Origin of the sequence: Streptomyces beijiangensis (genome assembly GCF_017315755.1) — a bacterium.
GTDB lineage: Bacteria > Actinomycetota > Actinomycetes > Streptomycetales > Streptomycetaceae > Streptomyces > Streptomyces beijiangensis.
The window spans coordinates 1-12773 of the sequence record NZ_JAFLRJ010000541.1 but is presented as its reverse complement, the minus strand read 5'-3'; the positions used below and the strand labels follow the sequence as shown (position 1 = coordinate 12773).

Annotated in this window: 11 protein-coding genes and 1 pseudogene; 7 read left to right on the top strand and 5 right to left on the bottom strand. The window is 69.3% G+C overall.

The window, feature by feature from the left end; translation table 11 throughout:
• The 4 genes and pseudogenes from J0695_RS44480 to J0695_RS36505 all read left to right on the top strand — a co-directional run.
• Positions 1 to 131: pseudogene (locus J0695_RS44480) on the top strand (roadblock/LC7 domain-containing protein); the annotation flags it as partial.
• 2 nt (positions 132 to 133) lie between these two features.
• Entirely contained in the window at positions 134 to 508 is a 375-nt protein-coding gene (locus J0695_RS36515) for a DUF742 domain-containing protein (protein WP_206969063.1), read from the top strand.
• A complete protein-coding gene (locus J0695_RS36510; RefSeq protein WP_206969062.1) occupies positions 486 to 1082 on the top strand; it encodes a GTP-binding protein in 597 nt (198 codons plus the stop codon). Before J0695_RS36515 ends, J0695_RS36510 begins: the two co-directional genes overlap by 23 nt.
• Positions 1079 to 1648, top strand: coding sequence for a GAF domain-containing protein (locus J0695_RS36505; protein ID WP_206969061.1), 570 nt, complete (start codon positions 1079 to 1081; stop codon positions 1646 to 1648). Before J0695_RS36510 ends, J0695_RS36505 begins: the two co-directional genes overlap by 4 nt.
• Before the next feature lies 1 nt (position 1649).
• On the opposite strand, the gene J0695_RS36500 is transcribed toward J0695_RS36505, so the two are convergent.
• The 5 genes from J0695_RS36500 to J0695_RS36480 form a co-directional block, all read right to left on the bottom strand.
• A complete protein-coding gene (locus tag J0695_RS36500) occupies positions 1650 to 3512 on the bottom strand; it encodes a DUF2264 domain-containing protein (RefSeq protein ID WP_206969066.1) in 1863 nt (620 codons plus the stop codon).
• A 39-nt stretch (positions 3513 to 3551) separates the two neighbouring features.
• Positions 3552 to 4874: a M60 family metallopeptidase gene (locus J0695_RS36495; RefSeq protein ID WP_206969060.1), complete on the bottom strand. Its 1323-nt coding sequence runs from the start codon at positions 4872 to 4874 to the stop codon at positions 3552 to 3554.
• Between the two features lie 28 nt (positions 4875 to 4902).
• Complete coding sequence (locus tag J0695_RS36490) at positions 4903 to 6315, bottom strand: M60 family metallopeptidase (RefSeq protein ID WP_206969059.1); 1413 nt, start codon at positions 6313 to 6315, stop codon at positions 4903 to 4905.
• A 145-nt stretch (positions 6316 to 6460) separates the two neighbouring features.
• The gene (locus J0695_RS36485) at positions 6461 to 7555 is read right to left on the bottom strand and encodes a LacI family DNA-binding transcriptional regulator (protein WP_206969065.1); all 1095 of its coding nucleotides are present in this window, start codon (positions 7553 to 7555) and stop codon (positions 6461 to 6463) included.
• A 65-nt stretch (positions 7556 to 7620) separates the two neighbouring features.
• Entirely contained in the window at positions 7621 to 8607 is a 987-nt protein-coding gene (locus J0695_RS36480) for a hydroxyacid dehydrogenase (RefSeq protein ID WP_206969058.1), read from the bottom strand.
• 339 nt (positions 8608 to 8946) lie between these two features.
• Between J0695_RS36480 and J0695_RS36475 the strand changes: the two genes are divergently transcribed.
• The 3 genes from J0695_RS36475 to J0695_RS36465 all read left to right on the top strand — a co-directional run bounded on the left by J0695_RS36475 (position 8947) and on the right by J0695_RS36465 (position 12681).
• Positions 8947 to 9951, top strand: coding sequence for an ABC transporter permease (locus tag J0695_RS36475; protein WP_206969057.1), 1005 nt, complete (start codon positions 8947 to 8949; stop codon positions 9949 to 9951).
• 118 nt (positions 9952 to 10069) lie between these two features.
• Positions 10070 to 10930: a carbohydrate ABC transporter permease gene (locus J0695_RS36470; protein ID WP_206969064.1), complete on the top strand. Its 861-nt coding sequence runs from the start codon at positions 10070 to 10072 to the stop codon at positions 10928 to 10930.
• Positions 10931 to 11007: 77 nt separating this feature from the next.
• The gene (locus J0695_RS36465) at positions 11008 to 12681 is read left to right on the top strand and encodes an extracellular solute-binding protein (RefSeq protein ID WP_206969056.1); all 1674 of its coding nucleotides are present in this window, start codon (positions 11008 to 11010) and stop codon (positions 12679 to 12681) included.
• The last annotated feature ends 92 nt before the right edge of the window (positions 12682 to 12773 follow it).

The window sequence follows — 12773 nt, the reverse complement described above, 5'->3', positions numbered from 1 at the left end:
TACTCGCCGGGCGCGAGGCGGACGCGGCGGTGCTCGGGTACGAGATGGCGATGCTGGTCAAGAGCGTACGGCCGTACCTGGTGACGAACGCCCGCAAGCGGGCCGACGCGTCCAGCGCCACGGGGCGCTGACGGTGCCGCTTCCACAGGAGGGGCCGTGGCTCGACGACGCGGCGGGCCGCCTCATCCGCCCGTACGCCGTCAGCAACGGCCGTACGAGGCCCACCACCGCGTTCGACCTGCTGACCCTGGTCAGGGCCACCGGCACGTCACCCCCTGCCCATCTCGGCCTCGAACACACCCAGGCGCTCGGCCTGTGCGGAGCGCAGTCCACCTCGGTGGCGGAGATCGCGGCGTATTTGAGGCTGCCCGCCGTGGTCACCAAGGTGCTCCTCTCCGACCTGATGGAATGCGGCGCGGTCACCACCCGCGCCCCCCGATCCGACGAAGAACCCACCGACCTTTCCTTGCTGGAGGCAGTGCTCGATGGCCTACGACGACGGCTCTGATCTCTTCCCCACCGCACTGAAGATCCTGGTCGCAGGCGGCTTCGGGGTCGGCAAGACCACCTTTGTGGGGGCGGTCAGCGAGATCTCACCGCTCAGTACGGAGGAGATGCTCACCGAGGCGGGCGAGGGGACCGACGACCTGGACGGCGTCGAGTCCAAGACCACGACGACCGTGGCCATGGACTTCGGACGGATCACGCTCAGCCCGGACCATGTGCTCTACCTCTTCGGCACACCCGGCCAGGAGCGGTTCTGGTTCATGTGGGACGAACTCTCCGCGGGAGCGCTCGGCGCCGTGGTCCTCGCCGACACCCGGCGGCTCGTCGACTGCTTCGGGGCGATCGACTTCTTCGAACAGCGCGGCCTCGGATTCGTCATCGCCGTCAATGAGTTCGACGGCGCCCACCGCTACGAACCGGAGGAGGTACGAGCCGCCCTCGACCTCAGCCCCGAGGTGCCCGTGCTGCTCTGCGACGCCCGGATCGCGAGCTCGGGAATCCGGGCCCTGGTCACGCTCGTACAGCATCTGCTCGCCACCACCCCGGCAACGGACGAACAGGGAGCACTCTCGTGACGTACAACCCGACCGACCGCATGCTGGTGACCCCCGTCGACAGGGAAGCGCCGGACCGGGTGCGGAGGCTGCGCCAGCTGGGCATAGGCGAGCGCCCGGACGCCGGGTTCGACGCCTTCGCGCGGCGGTTGGCGGAGGCCACGGCGGCTCCGTACGGGATGGTCAACTTCATTGACGAGAACCGGCAGTTCTTCGCCGGACTGCACACTCCGAGCGGCTCCCACGTGGGCACTGACCTGACCACGGTGGCCGCGGCGGGAGTCATCGGCCGGATCCTCGCCCGCGATCACGGCTACTGCCCGCACGTGGTCGCACGGCGCAAGGCGCTCGTCCTGGAGGACGTCTGCGACTACCCGCGCTTCGCGGGCAACCCGGTGGTCGACGAGATCGGCATCCGCTCCTACATGGGGGCGCCGCTCATCGACCGTACGGGGATCGTGATCGGCACGATCTGTGTCGCGGACATCGAACCCCGGGCGTGGGGGCGGGCAGGGCTCGACACCATCAAGGCCATGGCGGCGGAACTCCTCGAGACGATCCACCGCAGGGAGGACCGCACCTTCTGACTCAGACGCTCACCACCGTGCCGTCGGGAAACTCCAGCCGGACGGACGCCCCGTCGGCCTCTACGGTGATCGACTCGCGCAGCGCCCGCGGATGGACCGTGTCGCGGGAGAGCGCGATCAGCGAGACGTGCAGGCTCCGGCCGCCGGGGTGGCCGGCTGCCTGTGCGTACGGCGTCGCGGACTGCGGGCCGTAGGCGTTGGCCTGCACGTCCCTGGCGACCGCGGCGTCCTGCCAGCCGTGCAGCGCGACGATCGCGCTGGTCAGACCTTCGGCCGTACGGGCAAGAGCCCAGCCGGGGCCGGATTCCGCGACGGGGCGCTCCGTGGACGCCACCGCGAAGCCGCCCTCGCGCACGGTCGCGCCCTGCTGCGCGTCGACGCGATGGACCCGGATCTCCCACGGCCCGTGCAGCACGCTCGTCGTCTCGACGCGGCAGCCCTCGTCCTCGTACCAGGACGATGCGGTGCGCCCCTGGCAGCCGACCGGGTGGATACGGCGGCGGCGCGAGGGCGTGCCGTCGGGGGCGAGGACCGCGAGATGGCTGTCGACGGTGCGGGAGAAGGCGTGCGGGGCCGAATCGGGCGCGGTCGCCGAGGAGTAGCCCAGCTTCGCGTAGTGCGGGTCGTCGGTGGCAGGGCCGTCCGGCGGGTTGTGGTCGCTGCCGTGGTTGATCAGGCGCACGATGCCGTCGTCGCGGGTCCCGTGCAGCAGCCAGCCGGGGGCGGGGAGCGCGGTGTACTGGTCGGACTCCTCGATGGGCAGGGCCTGTTCGCGTGCGGTCCAGGTGGGGTGGTCGGCGGGCAGCAGCAGTCCGAGGAAGCCCTTGGACGCCCAGTAGGGGGATGCGGGACCTGAGTACGGCTGGGTGGTGGGCAGGTACGTGTCGTACCAGCCGAGGGTGAGCAGCCCGCGCTCGTCGGGGACGCCGCGCTCGGCGAAATGGCGCATGGTGCCCGAGGCGAGGCGGCGGGTGCGGCCGGGGGAGAGCGGGGTGCAGTCGGCGAGGGCGCCCATCCAGACGGGGGCGAGGGCCGCGTAACGGTAGGTGAGCGAGCGGCCCTGGTGGACGGGGGAGCCGTCGGTGGAGAAGAAGTGCTGGTAGCCGTCGAGGAATTGGCCGAGGCGGTCGCGGTAGACCTTGGTGCGGCCGGTTTCCGGGTCTTCGCCGGCGATCCGCGACCAGAGCAGGGGATAGAGATGGAGCGCCCAGCCGACGTAGTAGTCGAAGTTGCGTCCTTCGCCGTCCGTGTACCAGCCGTCGCCGACGTACCAGTCCTCGATACGGTCCAGGCCGCCGTCGATGTCGGACTGGCTGAACGGTGCGCCGACGGAGGCCAGGAACTGCTCCGAGACCACCTGGAAGAGCCGCCAGTTGTTGTCCCAGGTACGGCTCCCGACGAATCCGGAGAACCAGTCGACGACCCGCTCCTGGACCTTGGTGTCCAGCTTGTCCCAGATCCAGGGGCGGGTCTCGTGCAGACCGACGGCGATGGACGCCGCCTCGACCATCTGCTGCGAACACTCGGTGAGGCGGGGCCAGGCCTCGCGGGAGGCCGGGTCGGTGCCCGTTGTCAGACCCTGCGCGTAGCGTTCGATCAACAGCGGGTCCACCTCGCCGTGGGCCCCCGCTATGCGGAAGGCGGCGAGCAGGAATGACCGTGCGTACCCTTCGAGACCGTCCGACACGACCCCCGACCAACTGCCGCGCCCGGGCAGCCGGTACTGCGCGAAGCCCGGGGTCGCGTACGGCACGAGCGCGTCCAGGAGATGGTCGGCGAGGGCCTCCCAGTGGGCGCGGGTCCAGCCGGTGCGCGAGGAGAGCAGCCGGTCGGTCGGGGGAAGGTGCAGGAAGGGCGGGGTCATCCGGGTCATGCTCCTGAGCCTGTGAAGGGTTATGAAGAGTTACGCATCCGACAGGGTGCTGGGGTCGACGGGAGGCTGGGGGAGGGCGAGGGCGGTGAGTTCCGCCCTGCCGGTGGCGTCGATGGGGAAGGCCCACCGGTCGGCGAAGAAGGAGGTGAGGTCGTAGCCGGCGACACGGCTGGAGCAGGTGGCCAGAGCGCGGTAGCGCTTGGCGTTCTCCGTGTACGCGGACTGGGGGTTCTCCTCGCGGACCAGCCGGTGCAGGCGCGGCCAGAAGTCGTCCCCGTAGGCGAGTTCGAGCTGGCGCAGCGGGACGAGCTTCTCGTACGCGCCGAACGACGTCTCATAGGCGAGCCCCGCGGTGCCGAGCTTGGGCGCGGACGACTGGAAGGGGTTGAGGCCGGTGGCGTCCTTGGTGGTGAGGAGGTTGGAGGTCTGGCCCAGAGTGCGCTGGGCGGCGAGCGAGTAGATGTTGACCGTGACCTCGGTCAGCCCGCCCGGCTTGTACGCGAACTGCTGATGGAGGTGGCCGAGTTCGTGGTAGAGACCCCAGCCGCGCGTCCGCAGACCCTCGACCGTGGTGGCCCGGTCGAGATAGGCGCGCGGGAAGCCGTTGTAGCCATGGGTCGCATAGGCGCCGACGCCGGCCGGCACCTTGGACACCTCGGTGAAGTGGTAGACCCCGGCCTTGCGCCGGTGCACCGGCTTCGATCCGTCGAGCCCGCTGATCCTCGCGTGCGAGTCCACGATCGTCTCCACCAGACCGAGGAGGGCGGCGTGGTCCTGGTCGCGGTAGATGAGCGCGCCCTCGCGGGTCAGCGTCATGATCGTGTGCGGGGCGTGCAGTTCGACGTACGGGACGGCGGTGAGGGAGTCCAGCTGCTGCTGGTACGAGGCCTCGCTGGTGCTGCCCAGCGTGAAGACCGGCATCGGCACCGCGCCGGAGCGGAACGTCACCCCGGCCCGCTGTCCGTCCCCTTCGAGGGTCAGATAGACCGGCCCGCCGTTCGGGTCCGTGACGGAGTTGGCCCCGGCCTTGAGGGCGTAACTACGCGGCTCCTTGATCTCGCCGTAGTAGTCCCACAGCCCGATCCAGAGGGTCGGGACCAGGCCGTCGTACGGCAGGATATTGAGCTGCAGCGCGGTCCCCGGCGGAACGTACAGACCGGTGGCGGTGAACTCGCTGCCGCGCAGCGCCTGCGCCAGACGCAGCCGCTCCGACTCTCCGGACGGACGGGCAGTGACGGTGACGGTGCTGCAGGCGGCGGCCTGCGCGGGAGCGGCGCCGAGGACGCCGAGGGCGCCGGCCCCCGCGATCCCGGCGAGTACGGAACGGCGGCTGACGGAGTGCGACATCTTCATGAGGAACCTCCGGTGGTGGGGCGGACGGTCAGTCGGAGAGCGTGCTGGGGTCCACGGGCGGAGCGGGCAGCTTCAGCGCGGCGATCTCGGCGATTCCGGTGGCGTCGATGGGGAACGCCCACTTCTTCACGAAGAAGTCGGTGAGGTCGTGGCCGGAGACCCGGCTCGCGTAGGTGGAGAGCGCCCGGTACTGCCTGGCCTCGACGGCCGGCGGGTGGTCGTAGTCCTCGACGGGCTCGTCGTGCTGGTGCTCGGTGCGTACCAGTCGGTGCAGTCGCGGCCAGAAGTCGTCGCCGAAGGCGAGTTCGAGCTGGCGCAGCGGGACGAGCTGTTCGTACGCCCCGAAGGACGTGGTGTAGGCGAGCCCGGGGGTGCCGAGCTTCGGCGCCGCGGACTGGAACCAGTTCAGACCGGTCGTGGAGTTCTTGGTCAGCAGGTTGGACGGCTGGCCGAGGGTGCGCTGGGCGGCGAGCGAGTAGAGGTTGACGGTGACCTCGGTGAGTGTGCCCGCCTGGTAGGCGGCCTGCTGATTGAGGTGGCCGAGCTCGTGGTAGAGCCCCCAGCCGCGGGTGGTGAGGCCCTGGACGGTGCAGAGCCGGTCCATGTACACGCGGGGGAAGCCGTTGAAGCCGTGCCAGGCGTACGCACCGACGCCCTTGGGGACGACGCTGACCTCGTTGAAGTGGTAACGGCCCGCCTTGCGGCGGTCCAGGCGGGTCCTGCCGTCGAGCCCGCTGATCTGGTTGTGCGAGCCGATGACGGTGTCGAAGAGGCGCATGAGGGCGGTGTGGTCCTCGCTCCGGTAGAGCAGCGCGCCTTCGCGGGTGAGGGTGAGGATCGCCTGCTCGGTGGTCAACTCCACCCAGGGCACGTCGGTGATCGTGTCCAGCTGCTTCTGGAAGTCGGCCTCGGTGGTACGGCCCAGCTCGAAGACGGCCATCCGGGCGGTCCCCGACACATACCTGACGGAAGCGTGCTGCCCGTGGCCCGCGAAGCTCAGGTAGAGCGGACCGCCGTAGACGTCGGAGACGGTGTTGCGCCCGGGGCGCAGCGGGAAGACGCGCGGGGCCTTGAGCGCGACTTCGGTGTTGTAGTCGTCGAAGGTGCCGATGTGCAGCACCGGCAGGGGGCCGTGACCGGACCGGACGTCCACGGTGACCGCGGCTCCGGGTGCGGCGTACCGGCCGGTGGGGATGAACTCGCTGGCGCGCAGCGAGCGGTCGAGGCGCAGCCGCTCGGTCTCCGCGCCGGGGAAGGCCGTGACGAGCTGGGTGTCGTCCCGCCCATGCGCGGCGGCGGGGGCGGTGCCGAGCAGGGTGGCGGCTCCCGCACCGGCCAGTGCGGCGAGAGCGGTACGCCGGCTGAAGACGGTGGAGGCAGCCGAGGCAGCAGAGGCGGTGGAGCGGTCGGAGTGGGCGGAAGGATCGTTCGCAGGGCGCATCCGGACTCCCAGGGAGGGCGAGGGGTGATGGAGAGGCGTAGGGGATGCGCGCCAGCATGTAAGCGGTTGCTATCAGACCGCAAGAGGGTCCGGGAAGTTACTGTCTTTTACTATGGCCGAGAGGGGTCGGGCAGGCAGTAATCGCTCACACCCGACGGGCGTGCTTCGAGGGCGCAGCCACCGAATCCCGTACGACGATGTGCGTCCCGAGCCGCACCGCACCTGTGGTCTGCTCGCGCCAGTCGTCCTCGTCCCCGCCCGAAACGGCCAGCCGTACGGCCTGGCGCCCCATCTCCTCCAGCGGGATGTGCACGGTCGTCAGCCGGGGCCGCAGCTCCTGGGCGACCGGGATGTCGTCGTACCCCACCAGCGACATGTCCTGCGGCACCCGCACCCCGGCTTCCTCCAGTGCCTGGGCCGCGCCCGCCGCCACGATGTCATTGGCGGCGAAAACAGCCGTGAACTCCGGTCCTTCCTTGAGGAGTTCGGCCATCCGGCGCCTGCCGAAGGCGCGGCTGAACGAGCCGAGCTGCTCCAGCTCGGGATCGCGCGCGATGCCCCGCAGCTCCAGCGCCCGCCGATGGCCGGCCAGCCGCTCACGGGTGGTGGAGAGAGCGGGCGGCCCGCCGAGATAGAGGATCCGCTCGTGCCCCTGCGCGAGCAGATGATCGGTGATGGCGAAGGCGCCGCCCTCGTTGTCGTACTCGACGGATGCGGTCGGCGCCGGCTCGTCGAGCGGCGGTCGCCCGCACAGCACCAGCTTCGAGCCCCCGGCGTCCAACTCCCGCGCGCGCCGGGCGAGTTCGGTGGTGTATGAACGGTCGGCGAAGCTGCCGCCGACCACGATCACCGCATCCGCACGCCGCTCGTGCATCAGCTCGATGAAGGCCAGCTCGCGCTGCGGATCGCCCTGGGTGCAGCAGACCAGACAGAGTCGGTCGCCCAGGGCCGCCTCGCGCTCCACACCTCGCGCGATGTACGCGTAGAAAGGGTCGATGACCTCGCTGACGATGATCCCGACCGTACGGCCCGAGACCCCGGCCAGGGCGCGGGCGTGCGCGTTGACCACGTACCCCAGCTCGCGCATCGCCTCCTCGACCCGCTCACGCGTCGCGGTGGCGACCGGGTAGTTGCGGTTGAGCACGCGCGAGACGGTCGCCGTCGAGACCCCGGCGAGCCGCGCGACGTCGGTGACCGTCGCACGGCGCTGGCCGTCCGCGGCCGAGCTTTGGCGGCGCATCCGGCCCACCCCCTGGTTGTCGCTGTGTGGTGACGCCGAGTTTATGGCCTGCGCGGTCGTGTCGTTCATGCGATCCGCTCCAGGTCGGCGAGGTGCACGGGATGGTTGAAGGGCAGACCGCGGGCGTACCGGTCCAGCTCGTCCACGGCGAGCGCGCCCAGCCGTCCGACCTCGTTGCCCTGGGCCCCGGCCATATGAGGGGTGATGAAGACGTTCGGCAGATCCCACAGGGGATGTCCGTGCGGCAGCGGCTCCGGTTCCGTCACATCGAGTACGGCGTCGATCCTGCCGCTGACCAGGTGTTCCGTCAGCGCCTCGGTGTCCACGAGGCGCCCTCGCGCGGTGTTGACCAGCAGGGTGCCTGGGCGCATCAGACCGATCCGCCGCGCGTCGAGGATCTGCCGGGTCGCCGGGGTGTCGGGCGCGTGCACGCTCACCACGTCGCTGGTGGCCACCAGGGTGTCGAGATCGGTGAGCTCGGCGCCGAGCAGTGCGGCCTCGGACGCGCTCACGTACGGGTCGTAGAGCAGCACCTCGGCATCGATCACCCGCAGCAGCTCGATCACCCGCCGCCCGATCCGCGAGGCGCCGATCACGCCGACGGTCAGGCCATGGGTGCCCAGCCAGTGCTGGCGGTCGAGGTCGGCCTCCGTGCGGTGGGTGCGCCGGGTGCGGAAGAGCTGGGAGAGAGGGAAGGCCCGCTTGGCGCCCATGATGATCGCCGCGAGTGTGAACTCCGCGACGGGCACGGCGTTGGCCTCGGCCGCCGAGGAGACGGCGACACCGCGTTCGTACGCCTCGGTGGCCAGGAAGGTCTTGACGGTGCCGGCCGCGTGGATGACCGCACGCAGCCTGGGCGCCCGGTGCAGCAGGCCCGCGTCGATGGGCGGGCACCCCCACCCGGTGAGGAGCACTTCGGCGGATGCGAGTGCTTCGGCCGCCTCGGGGGAGCGGAACTCGCTGATGACATAAGGCGGTTGGAGATCGGCCGATTCCTCTAGCCGTACCCGTACCGGCGGCGGAAAGACGTCGTCGAGCAGACCCGGTGCCATGGCCAGTACGGTGCGCGGCCGCCGCGGGGGCGACTCTGCGGAATCCGTACCGGTAGGGACCGGCGCCTCGTAGGTGGTGCGCACCCTGCCTCCGGACAGTAAACGCGTTCTATGGATGGCCCGCACGCTAAGGAGGGCAACGCCCGGACGTCAAGCGATGTGATCGCTCATCTGCCCCGTCTTGTCAGCTATTTGGTGATCTGTCGGACAGAAAAGGGTCATAGAAACATCGCGTAACACAGACGTTCCTCTCGATCTCTTGACGCTGGGGTTAACCGCTTACTACGTTGCGGCGGCAGAAGGCCCACCACGCGCCACCCAGCCGAACAGGACAGCACCATGGCTGAAACAGCACCTACGCTGCCGCTTGAAAAGCGGCGCAAGCAGGCCAAAGCGCCCGCCCCGCCGCCCGTCGCCGCCCAGCGCAGGCTGAGCCTCTGGCAGCGGATCAGGCGCGACAAGGTCATGCTGCTGCTGACCCTGCCGGGACTGCTCTACTTCGTGGTGTTCCACTACGTGCCGCTGATCGGCTACATGGTGGCCTTCCAGGACTACCAGCCCTACCTCGGCTACATGCACAGCGCCTGGGTCGGTGTCTCCAATTTCACCGCGGCCTTCGCCGACCCGGACTTCTGGTCCGCGACCGGCAACACCCTGAAGATCGCCGTCGTCCAACTGGTCTTCTTCTTCCCCGTACCGATCGCCCTCGCCCTGCTGCTCAACAGCATCGTCAGCGACAAGCTCCGCCGCTTCGTGCAGAGCGTGGTGTACCTTCCGCACTTCATCGGCTGGGTCATCATCGTCTCGATCTTCCAGCAGATCCTCGGTGGCGCGGGCCTGCTGCCCCACGTACTCGAATCCCTGGGCCTGCCCCGCTACGACATGATGACCGACCCCGCCGCCTTCCCCTGGCTGCTCGCGCTCCAGACGATGTGGAAGGACGCGGGCTGGGGCACCATCATCGTCCTGGCCGCGCTGCTCTCCATCGACCGCGGCCTGTACGAGGCTTCGGCGATCGACGGCGCGGGCAAGTGGCGCCGGCTCTGGCACGTCACGCTCCCCGGGCTCTCCCCGGTGATCATCCTGCTGCTGATCCTCAACCTCGGGAACATCCTCACCGTCGGCTTCGAGCAGATCCTGCTCCAGCGCGACGCGGTGGGCCCCGACGCGGGTGAAGTCCTCGACACCTATGTCTACTTCCACGGCATCAAGGACAACGCCTGGGGCGTCGCAGCCGCCGTCGGCCTGGTCAAGGCCGTGATCGGCACCGCACTGGTGATCGGCGCAAACAAGTTCGCCCACCGGCTCGGCCATGAAGGGGTGTACCGCGGTGCTGACCGCTGAGAACGCGCGCGACAGCGCACCGGAGCAAACGAGCCCGTCCCCCTCGGAGGTGCGTCCCATGGCGGTCACCCAACAGGCCCCGCAGCAACTCAGGCCGTCGGGCGCCCGGCCCCCATGGATGGAGAAGCCGACCAGGCTCGGCCTCACCGGCAAGGGCATCGTCATCGTGCTGGTCGTCGTGATGGTCGCGTACCCGCTGCTCGGCGTGATCGGCACGAGCTTCTCCTCGCAGACCGACATCATCAAGTCCTCGGGCCTGGTGCTGTGGCCCTCCCACCCCAACCTCGACGCCTACCGCACCGTGTTCACCGGCGGAGTCGTCACCCGTGCCCTCCTGGTGAGTTTCGGAGTGACGGTCTTCGGGACCGTTGCCAGCCTCCTGTGCACCATCGGGATGGCGTACGGCCTCTCGCGGCGCGACGTGGTCGGCTCCCGTTTCATCCTGATGACCGCACTGTTCACGATGCTTTTCAACGCGGGTGTCATCCCCAACTTCCTTCTGGTGAAGGAGCTGGGTCTCTACAACACCTTCGCGGCCCTCGTCCTGCCCACCATGGTCAGCGCCTTCAACCTGGTGGTCCTGCGCTCCTTCTTCATGAACCTGCCCGAGGAGCTGTACGACGCGGCCAAGGTCGACGGCGCCGGTGACTTCCGCGTCCTGATCCAGGTCGTCCTGCCGCTCTCCAAGGCGGTCCTCGCCGTAGTCGGCCTTTTCTACGCGGTGTCGTACTGGAACGCGTACTTCAACGCCCTGCTCTACCTCGGCGACGCCGACAAGTGGCCGCTGCCCATGGTGCTGCGCACCTTCGTCCTCCAGGGCCAGAGCCTCGCCGAGGGCGGGGCGGGCGAGGCCGTCGCACCGCAGCAGGCCGTGCAGATGGCCGTCCTGGTCGTCGCGGTCGTCCCGATCCTGCTCGTCTACCCCTTCCTCCAGCGGTACTTCACCAAGGGCGTCCTCACCGGCGCCATCAAGGGCTGACCGCAGCGCCACACCCCCACAACTTCCCCGTCCTGTCCTGTCCCGTTCCGTCCCGCTTCTCGCCGAGGAGATCCCAGATGTCCGGCACCACCTCCATCAACCGCCGAACTCTCTTCCGCTGGGGCGCAGGCGTCGGCCTCGGCGTCGCGGCCGCCCCGCTCCTCGCTGCCTGCGGCGACGGCGGCACCGCCGCCAAGGCCGAGGCGAAGACGACCTCGCTCCTCCCGACGACCACGGTTCGCAACATCGGTCTGAAGCCCGATCTCGCAGGTACGTCGGCCGGAGTCCCGCAGGGCTTCTTCGCGTACCCGGCCCAGCTGCAGCGCGCCACCACCGGCACCCCGCTCAAGGGCGCCAAGCCGATCTCGGCCGCCATGGAGACCTTCTCGCCGCTGCCGCCCGCCCGGGGAAGGAACGCCGCCTGGCAGGCGATCGAGAAACTGCTCGGTACCCAGGTCAACGTGACGCCCGTGCCGGCCGACGACTACCCGACCAAGTTCTCCACGATGGTCGCGAGCGACAGCCTGCCCGACATCTTCATGTACCCGGAGACGGGCGGGGTCGACAACAAGTCGGGGTTCCTCGCCGCCAAGTGCGCGGACCTCACGCCGTACCTCGCCGGTGACAAGGTCAAGGACTACCCGAACCTCGCGGCCATCCCGAAGGGTGCCTGGCAGGGTGCCACCTTCGGGAGCAAGATCTTCGGCATCCCGATCACCCGTATCGGAACCGCCGGTGTCGGCTTCTACCGCCACGACCTCTTCGCGAAGGCCGGGGTCACCAGCCTCGACCAGATCACCGACGTCGACCGGTTCACCGAGCTGGCCAAGGAGCTGACGAACCCGAAGCGGCACCAGTACGCCTTTTCCGCGGGCATCACCAACCTCCTCGCTGCCTCCGCGGGCGCCCCGTACTTCTGGGCGATGGACGCCAAGACCGGCAAGTGGACGTACTGGCTGGAGACGGACGCCATGCGCTCCGCGATCGAGACCGCTGCGAAGCTGTACAAGGCGGGCTGCTTCTACCCCGGCACCGTCGAGATGGTCGGTGCACAGAAGGCCCAGTACACGAACCTCTTCAAGAACGGCAAGGCCGCGTACGTCTACGACGGCATGCCCAACTACCTTGCGCCGGGCGTCGGTTACGTCGACTCGATGGCCGCGATCGACAAGTCCTTCGACGTGCGCCCCATGCTCCCCTTCGGCCCGGACGCGGTCTCCTGGCAGGACAACGTCTCGCTCCAGAACACCCATGTGAAGAAGGCGGACGGCGCCCGCGTCAAGGAGATCCTGAAGCTCGCCGACTTCGCCGCGTCGCCCTTCGGCTCGGTCGAGTACACCCTGATCACCTTCGGCGCCGAAGGCGTCGACTACCAGCGCGATGCCAAGGGCAACCCGGTCCTCACCAAGCAGGGAGCCCAGGACATCACCGTCCCGTGGGGCAAGCTCGCCTCCGGCGTCCCGGCCTTCTTCAGTACGACCTCCGAGGACGCCGTCCGCTACGTGCACGACGCGTACACGAAACTCATCCCGATGCTCCAGCCCGACGTCACCCTGGGCTACACCTCGCCCACCTGGGACTCCAAGGGCTACGGCAGCCTCTACACGATCCACCAGGACGGCATCAAGGACATCATCGCCGGCCGCAAGCCGATGTCGTCCTACGACGCCCTGGTCAAGAAGTGGCGCAACGCGGGCGGCGACACCTGCCGCGCCGAGTTCGAGAAGGCATCTCAGAAGGGGACGAAGTGACCACCGTGCACGGCACCTCCAGGCGCACCCTCCTCAAGCGGACGGGCGGCGCCGCGATCGCCGCAGCCGTCGCCGTCCCCGCCCTCTCCACC

Excerpts from the sequence above, each read along its gene's own strand:
- J0695_RS36510 (WP_206969062.1), top strand. The coding sequence starts at position 486 with ATGGCCTACGACGACGGCTCTGATCTCTTCCCCACCGCACTGAAGATC.
- J0695_RS36500 (WP_206969066.1), bottom strand. The coding sequence starts at position 3,512 with ATGACCCCGCCCTTCCTGCACCTTCCCCCGACCGACCGGCTGCTCTCC.
- J0695_RS36495 (WP_206969060.1), bottom strand. The coding sequence starts at position 4,874 with ATGAAGATGTCGCACTCCGTCAGCCGCCGTTCCGTACTCGCCGGGATC.
- J0695_RS36490 (WP_206969059.1), bottom strand. The coding sequence starts at position 6,315 with ATGCGCCCTGCGAACGATCCTTCCGCCCACTCCGACCGCTCCACCGCC.
- J0695_RS36485 (WP_206969065.1), bottom strand. The coding sequence starts at position 7,555 with ATGCGCCGCCAAAGCTCGGCCGCGGACGGCCAGCGCCGTGCGACGGTC.
- J0695_RS36480 (WP_206969058.1), bottom strand. The coding sequence starts at position 8,607 with ATGGCACCGGGTCTGCTCGACGACGTCTTTCCGCCGCCGGTACGGGTA.
- J0695_RS36475 (WP_206969057.1), top strand. The coding sequence starts at position 8,947 with ATGGCTGAAACAGCACCTACGCTGCCGCTTGAAAAGCGGCGCAAGCAG.
- J0695_RS36470 (WP_206969064.1), top strand. The coding sequence starts at position 10,070 with ATGGAGAAGCCGACCAGGCTCGGCCTCACCGGCAAGGGCATCGTCATC.
- J0695_RS36465 (WP_206969056.1), top strand. The coding sequence starts at position 11,008 with ATGTCCGGCACCACCTCCATCAACCGCCGAACTCTCTTCCGCTGGGGC.